General features: G+C 66.4%; 18 protein-coding genes, 2 tRNA genes and 1 pseudogene. 18 read left to right on the top strand and 3 right to left on the bottom strand.

What is annotated here, in order from left to right:
- Positions 1-83: 83 nt before the first annotated feature.
- From AC6LJ5_RS25765 to AC6LJ5_RS25750, 4 genes and pseudogenes are all read left to right on the top strand, one after another.
- A tRNA-Thr gene (locus AC6LJ5_RS25765) sits at positions 84-159 on the top strand.
- A 169-nt stretch (positions 160-328) separates the two neighbouring features.
- Positions 329-1208: pseudogene (locus tag AC6LJ5_RS25760) on the top strand (tyrosine-type recombinase/integrase); the annotation flags it as partial.
- 211 nt (positions 1209-1419) lie between these two features.
- Complete coding sequence (locus AC6LJ5_RS25755) at positions 1420-1617, top strand: hypothetical protein (protein WP_498141991.1); 198 nt, start codon at positions 1420-1422, stop codon at positions 1615-1617.
- Positions 1618-1632: 15 nt separating this feature from the next.
- Complete coding sequence (locus AC6LJ5_RS25750) at positions 1633-2922, top strand: P-loop ATPase, Sll1717 family (RefSeq protein ID WP_498141992.1); 1290 nt, start codon at positions 1633-1635, stop codon at positions 2920-2922.
- Positions 2923-3134: 212 nt separating this feature from the next.
- Here the strand turns inward: AC6LJ5_RS25750 and AC6LJ5_RS25745 are convergent, their stop codons facing one another.
- Positions 3135-3614 (bottom strand): site-specific integrase, encoded by a 480-nt coding sequence (locus AC6LJ5_RS25745; protein WP_498141990.1) that lies wholly within the window; start codon positions 3612-3614, stop codon positions 3135-3137.
- Between the two features lie 533 nt (positions 3615-4147).
- On the opposite strand from AC6LJ5_RS25745, the gene AC6LJ5_RS25740 reads away from it, so the two are divergent.
- From AC6LJ5_RS25740 to AC6LJ5_RS25720, 5 genes are all read left to right on the top strand, one after another.
- Positions 4148-4549 (top strand): VOC family protein, encoded by a 402-nt coding sequence (locus tag AC6LJ5_RS25740; RefSeq protein WP_392413639.1) that lies wholly within the window; start codon positions 4148-4150, stop codon positions 4547-4549.
- Between the two features lie 42 nt (positions 4550-4591).
- The gene (locus tag AC6LJ5_RS25735) at positions 4592-5224 is read left to right on the top strand and encodes a LysE family translocator (protein ID WP_498141989.1); all 633 of its coding nucleotides are present in this window, start codon (positions 4592-4594) and stop codon (positions 5222-5224) included.
- Positions 5225-5338: 114 nt separating this feature from the next.
- A tRNA-Asn gene (locus AC6LJ5_RS25730) sits at positions 5339-5414 on the top strand.
- 135 nt (positions 5415-5549) lie between these two features.
- Positions 5550-6464 carry a transcriptional regulator GcvA gene (gene gcvA, locus AC6LJ5_RS25725; RefSeq protein ID WP_498141988.1) on the top strand — a complete coding sequence of 305 codons (915 nt, stop codon included), beginning with the start codon at positions 5550-5552 and terminating at the stop codon, positions 6462-6464.
- A 209-nt stretch (positions 6465-6673) separates the two neighbouring features.
- On the top strand, positions 6674-8119 hold the full coding sequence (locus AC6LJ5_RS25720) for an aminotransferase class V-fold PLP-dependent enzyme (protein ID WP_498141987.1): 1446 nt from the start codon (positions 6674-6676) through the stop codon (positions 8117-8119).
- A 6-nt stretch (positions 8120-8125) separates the two neighbouring features.
- Here the strand turns inward: AC6LJ5_RS25720 and AC6LJ5_RS25715 are convergent, their stop codons facing one another.
- On the bottom strand, positions 8126-9019 hold the full coding sequence (locus AC6LJ5_RS25715; RefSeq protein ID WP_498141986.1) for a DMT family transporter: 894 nt from the start codon (positions 9017-9019) through the stop codon (positions 8126-8128).
- Positions 9020-9180: 161 nt separating this feature from the next.
- Here AC6LJ5_RS25715 and AC6LJ5_RS25710 point away from each other — a divergent pair, with 161 nt between their 5' ends.
- The 8 genes from AC6LJ5_RS25710 to AC6LJ5_RS25675 all read left to right on the top strand — a co-directional run bounded on the left by AC6LJ5_RS25710 (position 9181) and on the right by AC6LJ5_RS25675 (position 19903).
- A complete protein-coding gene (locus AC6LJ5_RS25710; protein ID WP_392413489.1) occupies positions 9181-10071 on the top strand; it encodes a helix-turn-helix domain-containing protein in 891 nt (296 codons plus the stop codon).
- Between the two features lie 80 nt (positions 10072-10151).
- Positions 10152-11558 (top strand): DUF2868 domain-containing protein, encoded by a 1407-nt coding sequence (locus AC6LJ5_RS25705; protein ID WP_498141985.1) that lies wholly within the window; start codon positions 10152-10154, stop codon positions 11556-11558.
- Positions 11551-12939, top strand: coding sequence for a GTPase/DUF3482 domain-containing protein (locus tag AC6LJ5_RS25700; RefSeq protein ID WP_103271962.1), 1389 nt, complete (start codon positions 11551-11553; stop codon positions 12937-12939). The genes AC6LJ5_RS25705 and AC6LJ5_RS25700 overlap by 8 nt, the downstream gene beginning before the upstream one ends.
- A 361-nt stretch (positions 12940-13300) precedes the next feature.
- Positions 13301-14908, top strand: a complete 1608-nt coding sequence (locus tag AC6LJ5_RS25695) for an ABC transporter substrate-binding protein (RefSeq protein ID WP_103271961.1) — start codon at positions 13301-13303, stop codon at positions 14906-14908.
- Positions 14909-14997: 89 nt separating this feature from the next.
- Positions 14998-15969, top strand: coding sequence for an ABC transporter permease (locus tag AC6LJ5_RS25690; protein WP_498141984.1), 972 nt, complete (start codon positions 14998-15000; stop codon positions 15967-15969).
- A 33-nt stretch (positions 15970-16002) separates the two neighbouring features.
- A complete protein-coding gene (locus tag AC6LJ5_RS25685) occupies positions 16003-16929 on the top strand; it encodes an ABC transporter permease (RefSeq protein WP_103271959.1) in 927 nt (308 codons plus the stop codon).
- Positions 16930-16936: 7 nt separating this feature from the next.
- Complete coding sequence (locus tag AC6LJ5_RS25680; protein ID WP_103271958.1) at positions 16937-18664, top strand: dipeptide ABC transporter ATP-binding protein; 1728 nt, start codon at positions 16937-16939, stop codon at positions 18662-18664.
- Between the two features lie 30 nt (positions 18665-18694).
- Entirely contained in the window at positions 18695-19903 is a 1209-nt protein-coding gene (locus AC6LJ5_RS25675; RefSeq protein ID WP_498141983.1) for a metal-dependent hydrolase family protein, read from the top strand.
- 114 nt (positions 19904-20017) lie between these two features.
- On the opposite strand, the gene AC6LJ5_RS25670 is transcribed toward AC6LJ5_RS25675, so the two are convergent.
- Positions 20018-21487, bottom strand: coding sequence for a YdgA family protein (locus AC6LJ5_RS25670; protein ID WP_103271956.1), 1470 nt, complete (start codon positions 21485-21487; stop codon positions 20018-20020).
- Positions 21488-21789: 302 nt separating this feature from the next.
- On the opposite strand from AC6LJ5_RS25670, the gene AC6LJ5_RS25665 reads away from it, so the two are divergent.
- Positions 21790-22827 (top strand): DEAD/DEAH box helicase (locus tag AC6LJ5_RS25665; RefSeq protein WP_498141982.1); only part of this gene is annotated, 1038 nt, incomplete at its 3' end.

Below are 22827 nucleotides of genomic sequence, written 5' to 3'. Positions count from 1 at the left end.
GTCTGTCCGCGCGCGCCGTTCCATGCCGGGGGCTGCGTTTTTCATTACAATGCAGTCCCCGCGCGTGCCCCATGGCGCGCCTTGCCGGTGTAGCTCAGTTGGTAGAGCAGCTCACTTGTAATGAGAAGGTCGAGGGTTCGATTCCTTTCACCGGCACCAAATATCTGTCTAACGTAGTACACGAAACCCGCATCAGCTAAGGCTTTGCGGGTTTTTTCGTCTGGGATCGTCCAAGGTTGTCTATTGCCATACCCCCACCCAGATCAGGGGGTATTTTTGGGGGTATGTGGCTGTTTTCCAGCTACCCTCAGAAAAAAGTATCCCCACCATGCCCCTAACAGATACCACCTGCCGCCAAGCCAAGCCAGCCGAAAAGCCCTACAAGCTGGCCGACGGCGGCGGGCTGCACCTGCTGGTCAACCACGCCGGGAAGTACTGGCGCTGAAAGTACCGCCACGGCAGCAAGGAAAAGGTGATGGCCCTGGGCGTCTACCCTGACGTGTCACTGGCAAAAGCGAGGGAGCAACACTCAGCGGCGCGGGCCTGGATGGAAGAACATCGACTATCGGTGACGGCCAGCACCCATGCCCACACTCTGGCCTGGATGGAGAACGACGTGTTTCCCTGGCTGGGCAAACGCCCCATTACCGAAATCGACGCCTCCGAAACTCTCTTCGTACTCAAGCGCATTGATGGACGGGGGGCGCGGCATACCGCCCACAAGATACGCAGCAAAATCGGAATGGTGTTTCGCTATAGCATCCGGCAAGGCCATTGCAAATCTGACCCCGCCCGCGACCTGATAGGCACAATCCCCAGCGCCAGCACCACCCATTTTGCCGCCATCACCGAACCGGCCAAGGTTGGCGAGATGCTGCGGGCCTTTGACGCCTTTACCGGCACCTTCCCGGTGCTGTGCGCGCTCAAGCTGAGCCCTCATGCTGTTCGTCCGACCTGGTGAACTGCGGGCAGCGGAATGGGCCGATGTTGATCTGGATCGGGCAGAGTGGCGCTATCTGATCACCAAGACCAACACGGCCCACCTGGTGCCGCTGTCCAGGCAGGCGGTGGCGGTCTTGCGCGACCGGCACGCCCTGACCGGCCACGGGCGCTATGTGTTTCCGGGGGCGCGTAGCCATGAACGCCCGATGAGCGGCGCGGCCATCCCCCTCCTCGCCTGCGAGCTAAATGTGCGAGAAAAGACTCAACCCTGAGTCGCCCCTGCCGCCAGCATTGGCGGGGCCGTACCTGCAGCATCAGGGTGTGCCGGGTGACGCACTATGACGCACCTACGACGCGCACGATATAAATCCGGCCAGCCAGAGACTGGACAGTACTCTGTTCCCTGAAACGACTCATGAAAGCGATGCAACGTGTAACATCGATTGAAGCTGTATCCCACTTCCAGAGGAGTAAACGATGTTCGTAAGAGAGTTGCTGGCCGAACTAGACCTTGGCAATTCGGTTGCCGAATTTGACGCCGACTTGGACGCTTACTTCGTAGAAACACAGACGTTCCGCGCTCTTGTGCGTGGCGGCGTCGACGTTGTGGCAGGAGACAAAGGAACCGGCAAGACGGCGCTATACCGGATTCTGCGGGACCGATTTAAGGAATAGCCGGAGCTTAGAGGAATCGAGATTCTTCCCGCCTTCAATCCAACAGGAAACCCAGTCTTTCAAAGGCTCGCCCAGTTAGAAATTTTGACCGAGGCGCAATACTCGACTGTGTGGAAAAGCTATTTCCTTTCGCTTGTGGGGAACTGGCTTTTGGAGGCAGCCGAGGGGCTGGAAACGGACAAATTAGTGGCCCTAGACCGCACATTGCGGGCTATTGGGCTTCGCTCTACAGATGAATCGGCCTCCAACATTTTCTCCAAGCTCATCAACTTGGTGAAACAGCGGCTCCGAGTTCGCACCGTTGAGGGCGGACTTGGTTTGACTGAGGCCGGGATGCCCATAATAAATGGCAGGGTCGAATTCGCCGACTTGGCAGAAGATCCCGATGGAGCGCAGGAAATTATTTACCATGAAGACGCGTTCCAAATCTTGAACGAAGCGCTTGCTGAACTCGACGGCAACGTATGGGTAGTCTTGGACCGACTGGATGAGGCGTTTCAGGGCTATTCCGCAATGGAGACACCTGCGCTTCGTGCGCTGCTGCGCACCTATCTTGATCTTCTCGAATTCGATCGCATAAAGTTGAAATTGTTCGTACGGAAAGATCTTTTTCGAAAAGTCGTACATGGCGGATTCGTGAATCTCACACATGTGAATGCAAAACGGCTGGACATAGTGTGGGATGAAGAAGATCTTAAAGCACTGCTCTGCAATCGCATTCGCCGCGATGAAGACTTTATGAAGCGAATGCAGATTGAAGGGCCGCTGTCTGACGACCAGATCTTTAACCTGTTGTTCCCAGCACAAATTGACGCTGGGCCTCGCAAGCCGACAACTTGGTCATGGATGATGTCTCGCATCCGAGATGGAAACGATACCAAACCTCCGAGAAATCTCGTGGATTTGGTCAAGAAGGCTCAGGAGGCGCAACAACGAATGGAGGAACGAGCCGCCAGGGAGTACCACACGGGAGCGCCGTTAATCGAGGCCGATGCTGTGCGAAGAGCATTAGTGCGCTTGAGCGAAGATCGAGTGAACGACACGCTTCTCGCGGAAGCTAGCGAGCTTGCCCCAATGTTGGAGAGGTTTAGAGACGGTAAGGCCGAGCACAATGCCGCAACGTTGGCGACCCTTCTGGAAGTCGACGAGCAGGAAGTGCGAACAATTGTGAAGCCGCTGATTGAAATAGGCTTCCTGGAAGAGATTGGCGAAGCCTACAAGGTTCCGATGCTGTATCGCGATGGGCTGAACATTAGCCAAGGTAAGGCGTACGCCCAAGCTGACGCTCCGCAAACGGAATCTTGAAGAGTTTACAAAAGTGTCCTAATTCTCGACTAGGTCGGCGGGGTCACATAGGTACACGGCCCCGTCAATGCGCACACGTGCACGCGCTACGCCAAGCGCATGGGTCATGCCAACGAAGGTGCCGATCTGATTGAATTGGGGATGGTCTCGGCCAATCACGATTACTTCATCCCCAGGGGTCGGCGAAAAATTTTTTTCGGCGATAGTCACGATCAGTTATCCAATTTTGAAGCTATTTTCGATGCGGATTTTCGGTAGTGGACCATCAAAGAACGCGGATCACGATGTCCCGACATTCGTGCAAGCTCCAGAAGCTCGAGCTTAGTTGCGAGACGGGTTATCGCTGGGGCGCGCGAATCATGGAAAGTCGGCCCGGTTATGCCAGCCGCTGCCCGTCCCAATCGATAGTTTGTGTCCAGTGTCGCGGAATCAACTGTGAAAACCTGCTCTTCGTCCAGTCCGACCATGGACTGCAACAATTCTACGGCCCTTCTGGACAGCGGTACGTCGCGAGCATCGCCATTCTTTGTCTTGGGCAGATGGGCAACACGGCGCAGCAAGTCCACGCGCGGCCAGGTCAAACCGACAATTTCAGAAGCACGCATGGCGGTTTCGAGCGCAAGCAGTAGGGCGACGGCCGACTGCTGTCGTTTCGTCGTAGGTTGACCGCCCCGATACTTGAGCGCAACCACAATTTTCTCTACCTGGTCGCCGACTAAGAGGACATTGCGCGGTGTCCTGTCCTTCGGCTTTGTGACTTCTTTCCATGATCATGATCGACATAGCGCCACTCCCCTCGCCTGGCCCGTGTCCAGATCGCCCGCCACAGGCTTATCTCGCGCAGGACGGAGACGACTTAACCAGCTTCAACCTCCGATCTCGGTACGCGGCCAAGTCTGCGGCGGTCACATCCTGCATGACCATGGCGGTTAATGTCGGTTCGTCCCGCATGAAGGCCACAATTCGCTTTATCTCCCAGTCCCCGCCGTTCTTGCTGGGGCTTATGTCCTCTGAAGTTGGATATTGCAGACACGGCCCGCGCTTCCTTTCACCGGCACCATCAGGATCAATGGCCTGGGATATTCCCCGGCAACCCATCCGCGCGCATGAAGCCGCGCACGCATCCCAGCCCGCCCGGCGTCGCTATACTTGTGCGACGCCATGCCTGCACGCCTATCGCAGGACGAGCCACCAGATTCTCCCCGCAACCTGGAGACGCAGATTCATGTTCAGCCACATCACGGTCGGCGTCAGCGACCTGACTCGCGCATCTGCGTTCTACGACGCGATCCTGCAGCCGCTAGGCCTGCGCCAGCGGCCGGTCACGCCCGATGGCGGCCCCGAATCGCGCTGCTGGATCCTCCCCGGATCGACGCTGCCACGGTTCTACGCCTACTCGCCGTTTGACCGCAAGCCGGCCACCGTGGGCAATGGCAGCATGGTGGCGTTCCTCGCCCCCGATGCAGAAGCGGTGAGGCAGGCGCATGCCGCCGGGCTTGCCGCCGGCGGCGCCGATGAAGGCGCCCCGGGTCCCCGGCCCCACTACGGCGACGGCTACTATGGCGCCTACCTGCGCGATCCCGACGGCAACAAGATTCACCTGGTCCATCGGGGCGACATCGTCTAGCACACCGGGACGGCCAGTCCCGCCATCGCGAGGCCCAAGGCCATGGTCATCGAACACCTGCAACAGCTGCTGCCCGTCTACGCGACCTATCTGATCGCCACCGCGAGTCCCGGTCCCAGCAACATGGCCATCATGGGCGTGGCGATGAGCCAGGGCCGCGCGTCGGCCCTGGCCCTGGCGCTGGGCGTCACGACCGGCAGCATGTTCTGGGCGATCCTCGCGGCCACGGGCATCTCCGCGCTCCTGGCGAGCTATGCCGATGCGCTGTTCATCATCAAGATCGCCGGCGGCCTTTACCTGCTCTATCTGGCCTGGAAAGCGGCCAGGGCGGCGCTCACGGCGGGACGCCCGTCGTCCGCAGCGGGCGGCGCGACGTCGAGCAAGCGGCAACTCTATCGCCGTGGCGTCCTGTTGCACCTCACCAATCCGAAGGCAGTGCTGGCCTGGATCGCCATCATGTCCCTGGGGCTGCGAGCCGACTCGCCCGCGTACTCGTTCCAGGCCATCATCGCGGGTTGCGCGATGCTCGGCGTGCTGGTCTTCGGCGGATACGCATTGGTGTTTTCCACGCCGCTGATGGTCCGGACCTACCAGAAGTCGAAGCGCTGGATAGAAGGGATCCTGTCCGTGGCCTTCGCCTATGCAGGCATCAGGCTGTTGCTGTCGAAGACATAGGCCGCACCGGCCTGAAGTACCGGCATCCGTCGGACATGGCGTGTTTCCAACGGCCCGCATCCGCCGTTTTGCATTCCTCGAAAATTTTGTGCATAATTCGCCCCCTCTACCTGTTCCCCGATAGCTCAGTCGGTAGAGCGACGGACTGTTAATCCGCAGGTCGCTGGTTCGAGCCCAGCTCGGGGAGCCAAGATTTCGCAGTACCCGCAGTACCCTTGAAGAGCCCGCAACCCAGGTTGCGGGCTTTTTGCATTTGCGCCGGTCGGGCGTAGCATGACGCGCATCCGCCGGCCTCGTTCCGGCCCCAGCCATCCGTCATGCCGCCATGCGCTCCCCGCGATCCCTGCCCGCCCTGGTTTCCCTGCGCGCCTTCGAGGCCGCGGCCCGGCGCCTGAGCTTCAGCCTGGCGGGCGAAGAGCTGTACGTCACGCAAAGCGCGATCAGCCATCACATCCAGAAGCTGGAAGCCGAACTCGGCGCCGCGCTGTTCGAACGCCGCACGCGCGCCGTGGCGCTGACGCCGGCGGGGCAGGCCTACTACGAGCGCGTGCATGCCGCGTTCGAGCTGCTGCGCCAGGGCACCGAGGACATCCGCGCGCCGCAGCGTCCGCGCCGCCGGCTCAGGATCGGCCTGCTGTCGTCCTTCGCCACGCGCTGGCTGGCGCCGCGACTGCCGGCGTTCAGCGCCGCGCATCCCGATATCGAACTGCAACTGCAGCCCGACATCGGCCTGGCGGACGTCGCCGGCGGCGAGGTCGACGCCGCCATCCGCTACGGCCGGGGGACCTGGCCCGGCGTGCGTGCGCGCCAGCTGATGCGTGAGCGCCTGTCAGTGGTCTGCGCGCCGTCGCTGATCGCCGGCCGGAAACGCCCGCGCTCGCCGCAAGATCTGCTGCGCCATCCGCTGCTGACCTCGCACTCCCACAATCCCTTCGAATGGCCCGCCTGGGCGCGGCTCACGGGCGTGGACCTGGGCGGCGCGCAGAACGTGCCGCTGCATGACTACAACATCGTGATCGAGGCGGCGCTGGCGGGCCAGGGCGTCGCGATGGGCCGGCACCGCATGATCGCCGCGCAGCTGGCCAGCGGCGCGCTGGTCGAAGCCTTGCCCGGCCTGGCGCTGGACGATCCACGCATCGGCTGGTGGCTGGTCACGCCCCGAGGCGCGGCGGATCCCGACGTGCAGACGCTGCACGACTGGCTGGTCGAAGCCGCCGCGCAGACCGGCGCGCCGGTCTGATCCGCGCAGTCTCGCGCCGCTTGCCTTCGATCAGGATTGCCCTGAGCCACGGAGAATGCGGCAGGCCTGCCGCCAAGCACCGGCAACGCATTACTTTTATTCATGTGTGCCCGGGGAAAATTGATTGGTCAAGGCGCTCCCGGGCCGATAGCATGACCTGAAGCTGGAACGCACCTTTCCCCTTCATTCCCTTTTCAGGCAGGTAATCCATGTCCCGCACCATTTCCGCCCGCGTCGCCGAACTCGGCCTGACGCTCGAAACCGCCTCCGCCCCCGCCGCCAACTACGTGTCCTACGTGCAGGAAGGCAATCTGCTCTATATCTCGGGCCAGATCTCGCGCAAGAACGGCCAGGCCGCCTATCTGGGCCAGCTTGGCGGCGCGGTGTCCGAGGCCGACGGCGTCGAGGCCGCCCGGCTGTCGGCGCTGGGCGTGCTGTCGCAGATCGCCGCCGCCACCGGCGACCGCCTGGACCGCGTGGCACGCGTGGTGAAGCTGGGCGTGTTCGTCGCCAGCGCGCCGGATTTCAGCCGCCAGAGCATCGTCGCCAACGGCGCCTCGGACCTGATGGTGGCGGTGTTCGGCGACGCCGGCCGCCACTCGCGCAGCGCCGTCGGCGTGGCCGCGCGCGCGGAAACCGAAACGGCGCGCGCCCTGGCGGCGCGACTGTTCAATGCGCAACCGGACGAGATCGCGCTCACCGGCGGCAATTCGCCCGGCTGGGGCGCGGCCTTTGCCGCGTTCGCGACGGCCAGTCCGTGGCAGCCCGGCGACCGCATCCTGGTGGGCCGGCACGAATGGGGCGGCAATCTCGCCTGCATGCGGCTGATCGCCGAGCGCGCGGGCGCGCGCGTGGAAACCATTCCGTCAGACCAGGACGGCTGCGTCGATCCCGAGGCGCTGCGCGCCATGCTGGACGAACGCGTGCGCCTGATCGCGCTGACCTGGCTGCCCGCCAACGGCGGCCTGATCAATCCCGCCGCCGCGATCGGCGCGGTGGCGCGCGAACACGGCATCGCCTATTTCGTGGACGCGGCCCAGGCCGTGGGCCAATTGCCCATCGACGTGGAACAGGTCGGCTGCGACGTGCTGGCCGGCGCCGGACGCAAGGCGCTGCGCGGCCCACGCGGCACCGGCCTGCTGTACGTGCGGCGCGATTTCCTGCCCAGGCTGACGCCGGCCTGGGTCGACACCCACAGTGCGCCGCTCGGTCCCGACGGCACGCCCATGCTGCGACCGGACGCGGCGCGGCTGGAATCGGCGGAAGCCTCGCTGGCGCTGCGCTGCGGCCTGGCCAATGCGCTGCGCGAGGCGCTGGACATCGGCCTGGACGCGATCCGCGCCCGCGTCGACGCCATCGCCCAGGGCCTGCGCGCCGAACTGGCCACGCTGCCCGGCGTCACGGTGCTGGACCAGGGCCGCGAGCGATCGGGGCTGGTGTCGTTCAATGTGGCGGGCCTGGACGCGCCGGCAGTGCAGCGCGCGCTGGCCGCGCAGGGCGTGACCATCGGCAGCAACGGCGTGAACTACACGCCGCTGGACATGACGGCGCGCGGGCTGGCGCAGATCGCGCGGGCCTCGGTCAGTTACCTGACCACGCAGGACGAGATCGGCCGCCTGCTGGACGCGCTGCGCCAGTTGCCGCGCCAGGGCTGAGGCGCCTCAGGCCACCGCCCGGCGCGCGAAGGGCGTCCACTTGGTGAAGACCAGCAGATTGCCCAGCATCACCAGGGCCAGCCCCAGCAGCGCCGGCATCGTCCACTGATAGCCTTCCGCATAGGTCGAGACCGACAGCGCCACCACCGGGAACAGCACCGTGCAATAGGCCGCGCGCGCCGGCCCCATGCGGCCCACCAGCGTCAGGTAGGCCGTGAAGCCGATCACCGATCCCGGTATCACCAGATAGAGCAGGGCGCCCACATAGGACGTGGAAGTGTCGAAGCGGAAGGGCTGACCGGTCGCGACGCAGCCCGCCAGCAGGATGGCCGCGCCGTACAGCATGCCGTAGGCGTTGCCGGTCAACGGCCGGATGCCTTTGCGCTGTTGCAGCGAGGACAGCATGTTGCCGGTCGAAAAGCAGAACGTGCCCAGCAGCGCGAAGCCCAGGCCCAGCAGCGTCTCGTGGCTGGCCTGCTGGCTGGCCAGTTCGGGCCAGAACAACAGCACCAGGCCCGTGAAGCCCAGCGCGCCGGCCAGCATCACGCGCGGCGCGACGCGGGTGCCGAACCACAGGCGGGCATTCAACGCGTTCCACAGCGTGGCGGCGGAAAACACCACCGACACCAGCCCGCTGGGGATCCATTGGGTGGCGGTGTAGAAGCACAGGAAGTTCAAACAGAACAGGCACAGGCCCTGTCCCAGGCACATCAGGTGCCCGCGCCGGTCCAGCTTCTGCAGCTTGCCCAGCAGCAGCAGGCCGGCGAACAGCACCAGGCCCGCCAGCGCGAAGCGGTAGAAGATGGACACGGGAATCGCCACCACGCCGAGTTGCAGCTTGATGGCGATCCAGGTGGTGCCCCAGATGATGACGGTAAGGAGATACAGAAAGAGATTCACGATGCGGTACGCGGCAATAAAATAGGGGACATAAAAACCGGCGGCAGGCCGCCGCTCGCCAGTAGTCTGCACCGCCCGGCCCGGCCGCGATTGCCGTTTCTTGCGCTTATTGCTCGCGCGCCCGCGCGCGTAGCGCGCGATCGCAGTAGCATGTGATTTCCATGGGCACCGTCGCGTCGGCACCCGCCGATTTCTCCGTCTTCCGCACCCTGTCCGGCTCCACTGCGACGCTGGAGCGCGCGGCCACGCTCGGCGAGGGCCTGGCGATCTCGCAATGGTCGCGCAGCGCCCGCGAAACGCTGGGCTACGACATGCCCGGCCACCACACCCTGTCGCTATACCTGCGCGGCGGCGAAAAATCCTTCCGCGTCGGCCTGGACTCGCTGCATGGCGGCGCGGGCAAGTTCTGCGTGCTGCCCGCCGAGCATTACTCGCGCTGGAGCATGAACGACAACGTGCGCTTCCTGCATCTGTACATCGCGCCGGAGCGCCTGGCCCGCGAAGCCGTCATGCGGCTGGACTGCGAGCCGCGCTCGCTGGAACTGCGCGACCGCACCTATATCCACGACGACTCGCTGACCGACGTATGCCGCTCGCTGCTGGGCACGGACTGGAGCCGCCCCGACGAACGGCTGGCGGCCAGCAGCGCCGCCGAGACCGTGCTGCACCAGCTGCTGCACCAGGGCGTGTCGCGCAAGACGCCGCAACCCGCGCGCGGCGGCCTGGCCCCCGCCGTGCGCCGGCGCGTCATGGACTACGTGGACGCGCACCTGGACGCCCCGCTCACGTTGGCTGAGCTGGCTGGCGTGGCGGCGCTGTCCACCTATCACTTCGCACGCATGTTCCATACCTCCTTCGGCGAACCGCCGCACGCCTGGGTGCGCGCGCGCCGGATCGAGCGCGCCAAGGCCCTGCTGGCCGCCGGCAAGAGCGACCTGGCCAGCATCGCGCAGGCCAGCGGCTTCGGCAGCGCCAGCCATCTGTCGCGGGTCTTCCGCGACGCAGCCGGCGTCACGCCGGGCCAGTACCGCGGCGCCCGCGCCGGACGCTGAGCCGGCGCGCATCTCCCCTACAATGGGGCACCGCCCGCCGCGGCCCCGCGCCGCTGTGGCAACCTGGTCCGAACCTGCCCATGCCCCTGGACGACGCCTCCCGCCGCCCGCTGCGCGAGTACTGGCTCGCCGAGATCATCCGCCTGCGCGAAACCCATTGGGGCCCGCTCGAAGACGCCGAGGCCGTGCGCGCCGCGCGCCGCGCCGAGGGCGGCCTGCCGGACCGCATCCTGGTCCGCGCCCACCGGCTCGCCGAACGCGAACAACTGCCCGCCCAGCTCCAGGGCTGGACCCGCAGCGCCCTGGCCGTGCTGGCCGCGCTGTTCGCGCTGGCGCTGTTCTCCGGCATCGGCCTGGCCCTGGGCGCGCTGGGCGACGGCGCGCGGCCCGTCAACGTGCTGTGGGCGCTGGGCGCCCTGCTGGGCCTGCACGCGCTGACCTTCCTGCTGTGGCTGGCCAGCTTTCTCCTGCGACCCGCCGCCGCCACCGGCCTGGGACGGCTCTGGCTGTGGGTCACGCGCAAACTCGCGCGCGGGCCGGACACGGCGCTGGCGCCCCAGGCCCTGCTCAACCTGCTGGCGCGCGCCGGCGCGCTACGCTGGCTGTTCGGTTCGATCAGCCACCTGCTCTGGCTGACCGGGTTGTGCGCCGCGCTGGCGACGCTGCTGACGGTGCTGTCCACCGCCAGCTACCGCTTCATCTGGGCCACCACGCTGCTCGCGCCGGACACCTTCGTCTGGCTGACCCAGGCGATCGGCTGGCTGCCGGGCCTGGCGGGCTTCCCGCTGCCCGACGCCGCCACGGTGCTCGCCAGCGACGGCGTCCAGACCTTGCCGGCCACCGCCCAGGTGCAATGGTCGCTGTGGCTGATCGGCGTGGTGGTGGTCTATGGCGTGCTGCCCCGGCTGGCCGCCGCGCTGCTGTGCCTGGTCGTGCTGCGGCGCAGGCTCGCCGGCCTGCGCATCGACCCCGCGCTGCCCGGCCACGCCGCGCTGCGCGACCGGCTGGAACCCGCCGTGGTCTCCACCGGCCTGGACCGTCCCGTCGACCCGCTGCACGAGCCGCGCCTGTCCGCGCCGGCGCCTGCCGGGCTGGACGGCCGTCCGGTGCTGCTGGCTCTGGAACTGCCCACCGACCTGCCCTGGCCGCCGGCCACAACGCCCGCCGGCATCCAGATCGCCGGCCGGCTCGACACGCGCGAGGAACGCCGCCGCATCCTCGACGCGCTGGCCGACGCCGCCGCCTCGCGCCTCCTGATCGCCTGCGACGCCCGCCAGACGCCGGACCGGGGCACGCTCACGCTGATCGCCGAACTGGCCGCGCACGCGCAGCAGACGCGCGTCTGGCTGCTGCTGCCCGCGCACGAGGATGGTCCGGCGCGCGCGCCGCTGTGGCGCGCGCAGCTCGCGGCGCTGGGCCTGCCCGCGCAGGCCGTGCTGGCGGCATCCGCCAACGCGCTGGACTGGCTGGAGACCGGACATGGCTGATTCCCTGATCCGCATCGCCGTGGTGGGACACACCAACACCGGCAAGACCTCGCTGCTGCGCACGCTGACGCGCGACACGCGCTTCGGCGAAGTCGCCGACAGCCCGGGCACCACGCGCCACGTCGAAGGCGCGCGCCTGCGCATCGAGGGCGGCGACGCGCTGGAATGGTTCGACACGCCCGGCATGGAAGACAGCATCTCGCTGCTGGAATACCTGGAGCGGCTGGAGGCGCCCGGCGAACGGCTGGACGGACCGGCGCGCGTGCGCCGCTTCCTGGACACGCCGGAAGCTCACGGCCGCTACGAACAGGAAGCGCGCGTGCTGGCCAAGATGCTGGACTGCGACGCGGCGCTCTACGTCATCGACGCGCGCGACCCGGTGCTGGGCAAGCACCGCGACGAACTCGACATCCTGGCCGCCTGCGGCCGGCCCTTGCTGCCAGTGCTGAACTTCGTCAACGCGCCGCAGCATCGCGCCGCCGACTGGCGCGCGGCGCTGGCCCGGCTGGGGCTGCACGCGGTGGTGGAATTCGACACGGTGGCGCCCGCGCTGGATGGCGAGCGGCAGCTGTACGCCCGACTCGCCGTGCTGCTGGACCGCCACGCCGCCGCGCTGACGCGCCTGTCCGACGCGCTCGCGCGGCAGCGCCAGGAGCGCCGCGCCGCCGCCTTCGAGCTGCTGGCCGACCTGCTGATCGACGTGGCCGCGCTGCGCCTGTCCAGCCCCAATGACGCCGACGCGCTGGCCGCGGCGGCCGAACGCCTGCGCGCGTTGGCGCGCCAGCGCGAACAGGCCTGCGTCACCGCGCTGCTGGCGCTGTACAACTTCCGGCCTTCCGATATCGACGCCGATGCGCTGCCGCTGCAGGGCGAGCGCTGGGGCATGGACCTGTTCCATCCTCAGGCGCTCAAGGACATGGGCATACAACTGGGCATGGGCGCGGCCGCCGGCGCCATGGCCGGCGCGGCGGTGGACCTGTTCAGCGCCGGCCTGAGCCTGGGCACGGGCATGCTGATCGGCGCGGCCGCGGGTGGGCTGTGGCAGGGCGTGGAAAAGCTCGGCAAGCGCGTGGCGGGCAAGCTGCGCGGCTGGCGCGAGATCAGCGTGGACGACGCCGTGCTGCGCCTCCTGGCGCTGCGCCAGCGCGAGCTGATCGCCGCGCTCGAACATCGCGGCCATGCGGCGCGCACGCCCATCCGGATCGTCCCGCATGATGGCGAGGACCTGCGCAAGGGCGCCTTGCCCGCCGCGCTGAAAGAAGCGCGCAGCCGGCCCGAATGGTCGGCGCTGGGCCAGGCGCATGAAGACAGCGAACGCCGCAAGCTCATGCTGCGCGAGCTGGCGCGCACGCTGTCCGCGGACGCGCCCGCGACCTCTTGACAGCCGCCGCCCGCCTGGCGCTCAGGCACCATTCATGCGCCCTGGCAAGCACGTACTATCCCCAATCCAAACCGATTGACGCTTAAAAGAATGGCTCTATAAGATGCCTTCTGCATGGGCGTGGGTCCGTCCCCCTCATGACTATGAATCACAAAATGGGGTTGGGTGCATCGTGAAGCCGAAGTCCTGCGCAGTGATAGTCATCAAGGCTCCCGCCGGCCGACGCGCATGCCGCGCCGCGTGGCGTCCATTCCCCGATTCCGTCTCGTCGTAAGCAGCAACGCCATGCCCCGGACTCCTCCAGGGGTCGGGGCCCATTCCTCTGCCGCGCGATCCGCGCACCACACGGAGCATCAGGGCTATGCGTACTTTCCCCGCTTTCAAACAGGCTGCGCTGACGGCGGCCCTGGTCGCCTCGCTGGCCTTCAGCGCCGGCGCCGCGGCCAAGACCTTCCACTGGTCGTACCAGGGCGATGCCTCGTCCATGGACCCGATGGCGCTGAACGAGACCTTCACGCTGGGCTTCCAGGGCAACATCTACGAAACGCTGGCCGGCTACGACGGCGAGCTGAAGCTGACGCCGCTGCTGGCCGAAAGCTGGGAAAACCCCGAGCCCACCAAATGGATCTTCAAGCTGCGCAAGGGCGTGAAATTCCACGACGGTTCGCCCTTCACCGCCGATGACGTGATCTTCACGTGGAAGCGCAGCCTGACGCCGGGCTCCGACATGAAGGGCTACGGCGCCAAGGCGTCGGACATCAAGAAGATCGACGACTACACCGTCGAAGTCACCACGCCCGCGCCCAACCCCATCCTGCCGCGCGAATGGGCCTTCCTGTACATCATGAGCAAGACGTGGTCCGAGAAGAACAAGACCACCGAGGCCACCAACATCAAGGGCGACAACCAGGGCAACTACGCCAACCTGCACGCCAACGGCACCGGCCCCTTCATGCTGGCCGAGCGCCAGCCCGACGTGAAGACCGTGCTCAAGCGCTATGACGGCTACTGGAACAAGAACATCAAGACCAATATCGACGAGGTCATCTTCCAACCCATCACGCAGGAAGCCACGCGCGTGGCCGCGCTGATCTCGGGCGAGATGGACCTGGTGCAGCCGGTGCCGGTGCAGGACTGGAAGCGCCTGGAAGACGCCAAGGGCGTCAAGCCGCTGACCGCGCCCGAGGCCCGCGCCATCTTCATCGGCATGGACCAGAGCCGCGACGAGCTGCTGTTCTCGGACGTGAAGGGCAAGAACCCCTTCAAGGATCCGAAGGTGCGCGAGGCCGTGGTGCTGGCCGTGGACACCAAGATCATCAACGACAAGATCATGCGCGGCGCGGCCAAGCCGCTGGGCTCGCTGGTCGCCACCTCGATCAACGGCTATGACGAGTCCTACGGCGCGCCGTACAAGCCGGATCCCGAGCGCGCCAAGAAGCTGCTGGCCGAGGCCGGCTATCCCAAGGGCTTCTCCGTCACCATGGACTGCCCCAACGATCGCTACGTCAACGACGAAAAGATCTGCCAGGCCGTGGCCGGCATGCTGACGCGCGTGGGCATCAAGGTCAACCTGCTGGCGCAGACCAAGTCCAAGTACTTCGGCAAGATCCTGCTGCAGGCTGGCAACCAGACCAGCATGTACATGCTCGGCTGGACGCCCAGCTCCACCGACGCGCACAACGCGCTGCTGAACCTGGCCGGCTGCCGCGACGCCAAGACCGCCTCGGGCCAGTTCAACCTGGGCGGCTATTGCAACAAGAAGGTCGACGAGCTGATCACCCAGATCGGCACCGAGACCGACCAGGCCAAGCGCAACGCGATGATCAAGGAAGCCTTCGGCATCGTGCGCGCCGAGTACGGCTATCTGCCGCTGCACCAGCAGCCCATGTCCTGGGGCGTGAAGGACAACATCAAGGTCATCCAGCGCGCCGACGACGTGCTCGACCTGCGCGACGTCGTGCTGCCCTGATCCCGGGCGCAGCCTTTGCCGGGCGGCCTCGGCCGCCCGGATCGCGATACGGCCGCCCCCGCCGCCGGCTTTCTTGAGGGCCACACCCCATGCTTTCCTTCATCGCGCAACGACTCTTCCAGTCGCTGCTGGTCATGCTCACCGTGGCGCTGATCGCCTTCGCCATGTTCCGCTACGTGGGCGACCCCCTGGCCACCATGGTGGGCCAGGACACCACGGCGGAACAACGTGAACAACTGCGCGAGCAGCTGGGCCTGAACGATCCCTTCGTGGTGCAGTACGCGCGCTTCGTGGCCAACGCCGCGCGCGGCGATTTCGGCGTCTCGTACCGCCACCGCCGCCCCGTCAGCGAACTGCTGGAAGAACGCCTGCCCGCCACGCTGGAACTGTCCTTCGTGTCCGCCGTCATGGCGCTGGCGCTGGGCATTCCCATGGGCATCTACACCGCGCTCAAGCGCCACGGCGTGCTGTCCAAGGCCTTCATGGCCATCTCGCTGGCTGGCATCTCCCTGCCCACCTTCCTGATCGGAATCCTGCTGATCCTGTTCTTCGGCGTGCAGTTGCGCTGGCTGCCCAGCTTCGGGCGCGGCGACGTGGTCGGACTGGGCTGGTGGACCACGGGCTTCCTGACCAAGTCCGGCCTGCTGGCGCTGATCATGCCCGCCATCACGCTGGCGCTGTTCCAGATGACGCTGATCATGCGGCTGGTGCGCGCCGAGATGCTTGAGGTGCTGCGCGCCGACTTCATCAAGTTCGCGCGCGCCCGCGGCCTGCCGGAGCGGCTGATCAATTTCCGCCATGCGCTCAAGAACACCATGGTGCCGGTCATCACCATCACCGGCCTGCAGCTGGGCTCCATCATCGCCTTCGCCATCATCACCGAGACCGTGTTCCAGTGGCCCGGCATGGGCCTGCTGTTCATCCAGGCCATCAGCACGGTGGACATTCCCGTCATGGCGGCCTACCTGGTGCTGATCGCATTCATGTTCGTGGTCATCAACCTGATCGTCGACCTGCTGTATTTCGCGGTGGATCCGCGCCTGCGCGTGCAGAGCAAGTAAGGCACCTTCCAGGACGAACGTAAAGGAACCCGCATGACCGCCCGCATCGCCCCCTTCTTCGCGCGCGCCGCCGACAGCGACCTCTGGTACAGCTTCAAGCGCTCGCCCGCCGCCGTCATCGGCGCCCTCGTCACGCTGCTGATCGTGCTCGGCGCGGTGTTCGCGCCGCTGATCGCTCCGCAGAATCCCTTCGACCCGGGCCAGGTGCTCATCATCGACGCCAATACGCCGCCGTCCTGGGAAGAGGGCGGCAGCGCGGCCTTCGTGCTCGGCACCGACGACCAGGGCCGCGACATCTTCTCGGCCCTGCTCTACGGCTCGCGCGTGTCGCTGCTGGTGGGCCTGGCCTCGGTCGCGTTCTCGATGGTGCTGGGCGTCACGCTGGGCCTGATCAGCGGCTACGCGGGCGGACGCGTGGACAGCTTCATCATGCGCATCGCCGACGTGCAGCTGTCCTTTCCCGCCATCCTGGTGGCGCTGCTGATCGACGGCGTGGCGCGCGGGCTGCTGCCGCGCGACATGCACGACGAGCTGGCGATGTACGTATTGATCTTCGCCATCGGCACCTCCGGCTGGGTGCAGTACGCGCGCACCGTGCGCGGCTCCACGCTGGTCGAGCGCAACAAGGAATACGTGCAGGCCGCCCGCCTGATCGGCATCGGCCCCGTCACCATCCTGCGCCGCCACATCCTGCCCAACGTGATGGGGCCGGTGCTGGTCATCGCCACCATCCACCTGGCCGTGGCCATCATCACCGAGGCCACGCTGTCCTTCCTGGGCGTGGGCGTGCCGCCGACCGCGCCGTCGCTGGGCACCTTGATCCGCATCGGCAACAGCTACCTGTTCTCGGGCATGTGGTGGATCTCCATCTTCCCCGGCATCGTGCTGGTGGCGCTGGTGCTGTCCGTCAACCTGCTGGGCGACTGGCTGCGCGACGCGCTCAATCCGAAGTTGCGCTGAGAACATCATGGCCCTGCTGAACATCGACGACATCCGCATCGAATTCCCCAGCCGCCGCGGCACCATGGTGGCGGTGGACGGCGTGTCCCTGAGCCTGGAGAAAGGCGAGATCCTGGGCGTGGTGGGCGAATCCGGCGCCGGCAAGTCCACCATCGGCAACGCCGTGATCGGCCTGCTGGAAGCGCCCGGCCGGCTGGCCGGCGGCCAAGTGTTGCTCAACGGCGAACGCATCGACACGCTGACGCCGGCGCAGCAGCGCCGCGTGCGCGGCCGGCGCATCGGCATGATCTTCCAGGATCCGCTGACCTCGCTGGATCCGCTGCAGACCGTGGAAAGCCAGCTGGTGGAAACCATGCAGGTGCACCTGGACCTGTCCCAGGCCGAGGCCGCCAAGCGCGCCGTGCAATTGCTGGCGCAGGTCGGCATCGACAAGCCCGAACTGCGCGCCAAGCAGTATCCGCACCAGTTCTCCGGCGGCATGCGCCAGCGCGTGGTGATCGCGCTGGCGCTGTGCTGCGAGCCGGAGGTCATCATCGCCGACGAACCGACCACGGCGCTGGACGTGTCCATCCAGGCGCAGATCCTGGAGCTGCTGCGCAAGCTGTGCCGCGAAGAGCAGGTCGGCATGATCATCATCACGCACGACATGGGCGTGATCGCCGACGTGACCGATCGCGTGGCGGTGCTGTATCGCGGCAAGCTGGTCGAAGAGGGCGCCACCGCCAAGATCCTGGGCGACCCCGATCATCCCTACACCCGCAGCCTGATCTCGGCCGTGCCCCGGCCCGACATCAAGCTCAAGCGCTTTCCGCTGGTCACCTACATCGAGGACGTGAAGACGCCGGCGCAGCCGCTGGACATCGCCACCCACTGGCTGGGCCAGCGGCGCGACTTCGGCGGGCGCGGCGACGGTCCGCTGGTCGACGTGCGCGGCCTGGGCATGCGCTTCGTGCTCAAGAACGCGTTCCTGAAACGCAACCAGCGCACGCTGGACGCGGTCAAGAACGTCGGCTTCGCCATCGGCGAGGGCGAGGTCTTCGGCCTGGTGGGCGAATCCGGTTCGGGCAAGTCCACGGTCGCGCGGCTGATCTCCGGGCTATATACGCCGTCGGCCGGATCGGTGCACTTCGGCGGCACCGACCTGACCGCGCTCAAAGGCGAGAAGCAGCTCAATCCCTTCCGCCGCCAGATCCAGATGATCTTCCAGGATCCGTATTCCTCGCTGAATCCGCGCATGCGCGTGCTGGACATCATCGCCGAGCCCATCCGCTTCCACCGGCTGGCCGACAGCGAGGCGCAGGCGCGCCGCATCGTCGCCGACCTGCTCGACGTGGTGGGCCTGGGCGAGCGCGCCGCCCAGCGCTATCCGCACGAATTCTCCGGCGGCCAGCGCCAGCGCATCTGCATCGCGCGCGCCCTGGCCACACGTCCGCGCTTCCTGATCTGCGACGAGCCCACCTCGGCGCTGGACGTGTCCATCCAGGCGCAGATCCTGAACCTGCTCAAGGACCTGCAGGAACAGCTCGGCCTGACCATGCTGTTCATCAGCCACGACCTGCCCGTGATCCGCCAGATGTGCGACCGCGTCGGCGTGATGCGCCATGGCGAACTGCTGGAAGTGGCGGATACGGAAACCCTGTTCGATCGCCCGCAACACCCCTATAGCCAACACCTGCTGGGCCTGATGCCGCGCCTGCAATCCATGTCCCGCGAGGGGCTGGACGTGGCCGGCTAGGGTCGCATGCACAGAACCAAGGAACGAGACATGAGCGCCTCGCAGCAAACCCTGTTCATCGGCGGCCTGGTATTCGATGGATTGGGCAAGACCCAGGCCGGACACGGCGTGCTGGTCCAGGACGGCCGCATCGCGCGCGTGGCGCCGGCGGCCGAGTTCGAAGGCTATGCCGGCCGCAAGGTCGACACCGCCGGCATGACGCTGATGCCCAGCCTGGCGGACTGTCACGTGCACCTGGTCTACACCGGCGGCCCCGACCCCAACGCGCAGATGAACAAGCAGGGCCCGGCGCAGATCACGCTGACCGCGCTGGAGAACGCGCAGGCCAGCCTGCGCGGCGGCATCACCGCGCTGCGCGACTGCGGCGGCAAGGACTACCTGGAATTCGGCGTGCGCGACGCCATCGCGCGCGGCGTCTTTCCCGGTCCGGCGATCAGGGCGTCCGGCCGCATCATCTGCATGACCGGCGGCCACGGCAACCGCATCGGCCGCGTGGCCGACGGCTGCGAGGAAGTGGTCAAGGCCGTGCGCGAGCAGGTCCACGCCGGCTGCGACCTGGTGAAGATCATGGCCACCGGCGGCGTCATGACGCCGGGCGTCAGCCCCATGGACGCGCACTACAGCTACGCCGAGATGAAGGCCGGCGTCCACGAGGCCAAGCGCTTTCGCAAGAGCACGGCCAGCCATGCGCAGGGCACGGAAGGCATCCTGAATGCCGTGCGCGCCGGCATCGATTCCATCGAGCACGGCATCTTCATGGACGAAGAATGCCTGCGCGAGATGCTGGAGGCCCGGACCTACCTGGTGCCCACCATCGCCGCCGTGCGCAACATCGTGGCCAATGCCGACAACGGCATCCCCGCCTACGCGGTGGAAAAGGCCCGCGCCGTCGAGCAGCGCCACCGCGAGTCCATCCAGATGTACTACAAGGCCGGCGGCCGCATCGCCATGGGCACCGACGCGGGCACGCCGTTCAACCTGCATGGCGAGAACGCCATGGAGCTGGCCTACATGGTCGAGTTCGGCATGACGCCGGTGGACGCGCTGGTCGCGGGCACCTCGCGCGGGCACGACCTGATGGGCATGGATGGGCACGGCGCCATCCAGGACGGCAACGCCGCCGACCTGCTGCTGGTGCAAGGCGACCCGACCGAGGACATCATGAAGGCGGCCGACAAGCGCTTCCATGTGGCGGTGCTGCAGGGCGGCGTGGTCCAGGCGGGCGCGCTGCCCGGATAAGGTCCGCCCCGATGCGCCACGCTGGCGGGCGCCAATGAAAAACGGGCCGATGCGCGCAAGGCGCATCAGCCCGTAATATTGCGACGCCGGCCTCGCGGGGCCGGCAGGGCGCGCTTAGCGCTTGCCCATGAAGCCACCCATGGCCATCATCAGGAACTGTTCCAGCGGCATCTTCTTGCCGTTGAAATCGACCTGACCGTCGGCGTAGTTCAGGTAGGAAACGACGTTGTCGTTCTCGACCTTGGCCAGGCCCATGGCGCCCGCCATGGTGCCGACCATGTCGGCCTGGCCCTTGGCGGTCTTGAGGGCCTGGTCGGCCGGCGCGCCGTCCTGCTGGGCCTTGAAGGCCATCAGGTCGGCCAGGCTGGCCTTGGACAGCACGACCTTGGCGTCCAGCTTGCGCACGGTCTGCATGGCCACGTCCGGGAAGGGCGCGTCCAGCGATGCCGGCTTGGCCAGGTTCAGATCCAGGTTGAAGGTCGACGCGCCGTTGGCGGTGCGCAGTTGCAGCGGCGCCACCGACAGGCTGGGGTTGCCGGCCAGCAGCAGCTGGACGTTGTCCTTCAGGATCTGCTGCTCTTCGGGCGTGAACTGCGGCGTCTTTTCCTCGCCGCCGCTCTGCAGCATGCGATGCGAGGCCTTTTCATAGACTTCGTTCAGGGCCTTGAGCGCCTTGGGATCCAGGTTCTTCATGTCCAGCGCGAACTTGACGCCGGTGACGTCCTGGTTCTGCACATTGATCATGCCGAAGTCGAGCACGGCCTTGGCGTTGACGCCGGCGTCGGCCTCGCTCGTGTCGATGGCCATCGAGGTGTCCTTGACGATCACGGGCGGCTGGGTGGCCGAGTTGATCGTCAGGGCCTTGAAGCCGATCTTCTGGCTGCCCATGTACATGTCGCTCTTGCCCGGCGCGCCGTTGCCGGCGATCGTCAGGCCCTGCAGCGCCATGCTGGTGATATCGCTGTCGTCGGACTTGCCGGCGATGACCAGGCTGTCCGACTGCGCGTTGAAGACGGCGTGCTTGGTGCCGGTGTTGACCTCGATATCGCCCTTCATGCCCGAGAACTTCAGGCTGTTCGCATCCTTGGCGAATTCGACGGCGGCCAGGTCGAACTTGCCGTCGACATTCTTGCCATAGCTGACGCTGTACGAGCCCGACAGCGGCACCGAGCCCTTGGCGGCGGCGAACCATTCCTTGACCGAAGGCGTTTCCACGAGCTGGAAGCGGCTGGCGACCATGGCCGGAGCCAGCTTGCCACGGCTCAGGTTCGACAGCGGGAAGGGGCCGTGGTCCAGGTATTCGACGAACTCGATCTCGCCGTCATGGCCGGGCTTGCCGTCCTTGGCCGGGATCGAGAACTTGACGCGAAAGCGCTCGGTCGACGAGAACACGCCGCGCTCGAACGAGATCAGCTCGATCGAGGGCGTGATGCCGGTGCGCTCGCCGAGCTTCTGCAGATCGACGTTGCCATCCTGAATCAGTTGCTTGACGAAGGTTTCGGCCTTCTTGCCCGTGTACCAGGCAGAACCGGTCCAAACCGCGCCCAGCGCCACGACGATGCCTGCAATTGCCGCCTTTTTCATAGCAATCCTTATTTTCAAATGGATGAAAGCGCACGGATTATAGGGAGTGTGACCTAGGGAATGTACTTATTTCGTAGATAGGTCGTGCAATTTGTTACCTGGTTATACCAGGACACCCCGGCGCGCCCATGCCCGGCTGCCACATCGGCTACAATCCCGCCGTGCGCTTTGCCAATCTGCGCACGTTCGCCGGGCCCTTCGCCGCCTGGCTTCGCCCTGCAAGGGCGCTTCCCTTTTCTCCTTATTCGTACGCCTGGATTGGAGTCTCTCAACTTGAGCGACGGGCTGCCGCTGGAGTTGTTTTGACTGCCTCTTCTAATTTCGCCGACCTCGGGCTGGCTGATTCCCTGTTGCGCGCCATCGCCGAGACCGGCTACACCGCGCCCACCCCCATCCAGGCCCAGGCCATTCCGCAGGTCCTGAAGGGCGGCGACCTGCTCGCCGCCGCCCAGACCGGCACCGGCAAGACCGCCGGCTTCACCCTGCCCATCCTGCACCTGCTGTCGCAGACCAAGCCCGCCCAGCGCAAGCCGGGCCGCCCGCGCTGCCTGATCCTGACGCCCACGCGCGAACTGACCGCGCAGGTGGCCGAATCGGTGCAGACCTACGGCAAGCACACCGCGCTGTCGTCCATGGTGATGTTCGGCGGCGTCAACATCAATCCGCAGATCAGCGCGCTGAAGAAGCCGCTGGACATCCTGGTGGCCACGCCCGGCCGCCTGCTGGACCACTGCGGCCAGCGCACCATCGACCTGTCGGGCGTCGAAATCCTGGTGCTGGACGAAGCCGACCGCATGCTGGACATGGGCTTCATCCGCGACATCCGCAAGATCCTGGCGCTGCTGCCGCAGAAGCGCCAGAACCTGCTGTTCTCGGCCACCTTCTCGGACGAGATCCGCTCGCTGGCGCGCGGCGTGCTGAACAACCCGGGCGAAGTCTCGGTCACCCCGCGCAACACCGCCACCGAACTGGTCACGCAGACCGTGCACCTGGTCGAACAGCACCACAAGCGCGACCTGATCAGCCACATCATCCGCGAAAGCGGCTGGCACCAGGTGCTGGTGTTCACGCGCACCAAGCACGGCGCCAACCGCCTGGCCGAAAAGCTGGTCAAGGACGGCCTGACCGCCGCCGCCATCCACGGCAACAAGAGCCAGTCGGCCCGCACCCGCGCGCTGGCCGGCTTCAAGGAAGGCACGGTCACGGTGCTGGTGGCCACCGACATCGCCGCCCGCGGCCTGGACATCGACCAGCTGCCGCAGGTCGTGAACTTCGAACTGCCCAACGTGCCCGAAGACTACGTGCACCGCATCGGCCGCACCGGCCGCGCCCGGGCCCCC

This window comes from Achromobacter sp. 1011791174, assembly GCF_059760925.1.
This window is presented reverse-complemented; position numbering and strand designations above follow the sequence as displayed.

Bases quoted from the DNA above. Each gene is read 5' to 3' on its own strand.
- AC6LJ5_RS25705 (WP_498141985.1), top strand. From the start codon at position 10,152: ATGCCCCTGGACGACGCCTCCCGCCGCCCGCTGCGCGAGTACTGGCTC.
- AC6LJ5_RS25700 (WP_103271962.1), top strand. From the start codon at position 11,551: ATGGCTGATTCCCTGATCCGCATCGCCGTGGTGGGACACACCAACACC.
- AC6LJ5_RS25710 (WP_392413489.1), top strand. From the start codon at position 9,181: ATGGGCACCGTCGCGTCGGCACCCGCCGATTTCTCCGTCTTCCGCACC.
- AC6LJ5_RS25720 (WP_498141987.1), top strand. From the start codon at position 6,674: ATGTCCCGCACCATTTCCGCCCGCGTCGCCGAACTCGGCCTGACGCTC.
- AC6LJ5_RS25735 (WP_498141989.1), top strand. From the start codon at position 4,592: ATGGTCATCGAACACCTGCAACAGCTGCTGCCCGTCTACGCGACCTAT.
- AC6LJ5_RS25755 (WP_498141991.1), top strand. From the start codon at position 1,420: ATGTTCGTAAGAGAGTTGCTGGCCGAACTAGACCTTGGCAATTCGGTT.
- AC6LJ5_RS25680 (WP_103271958.1), top strand. From the start codon at position 16,937: ATGGCCCTGCTGAACATCGACGACATCCGCATCGAATTCCCCAGCCGC.
- AC6LJ5_RS25695 (WP_103271961.1), top strand. From the start codon at position 13,301: ATGCGTACTTTCCCCGCTTTCAAACAGGCTGCGCTGACGGCGGCCCTG.
- gcvA (WP_498141988.1), top strand. From the start codon at position 5,550: ATGCGCTCCCCGCGATCCCTGCCCGCCCTGGTTTCCCTGCGCGCCTTC.
- AC6LJ5_RS25670 (WP_103271956.1), bottom strand. From the start codon at position 21,487: ATGAAAAAGGCGGCAATTGCAGGCATCGTCGTGGCGCTGGGCGCGGTT.
- AC6LJ5_RS25675 (WP_498141983.1), top strand. From the start codon at position 18,695: ATGAGCGCCTCGCAGCAAACCCTGTTCATCGGCGGCCTGGTATTCGAT.
- AC6LJ5_RS25690 (WP_498141984.1), top strand. From the start codon at position 14,998: ATGCTTTCCTTCATCGCGCAACGACTCTTCCAGTCGCTGCTGGTCATG.
- AC6LJ5_RS25740 (WP_392413639.1), top strand. From the start codon at position 4,148: ATGTTCAGCCACATCACGGTCGGCGTCAGCGACCTGACTCGCGCATCT.
- AC6LJ5_RS25685 (WP_103271959.1), top strand. From the start codon at position 16,003: ATGACCGCCCGCATCGCCCCCTTCTTCGCGCGCGCCGCCGACAGCGAC.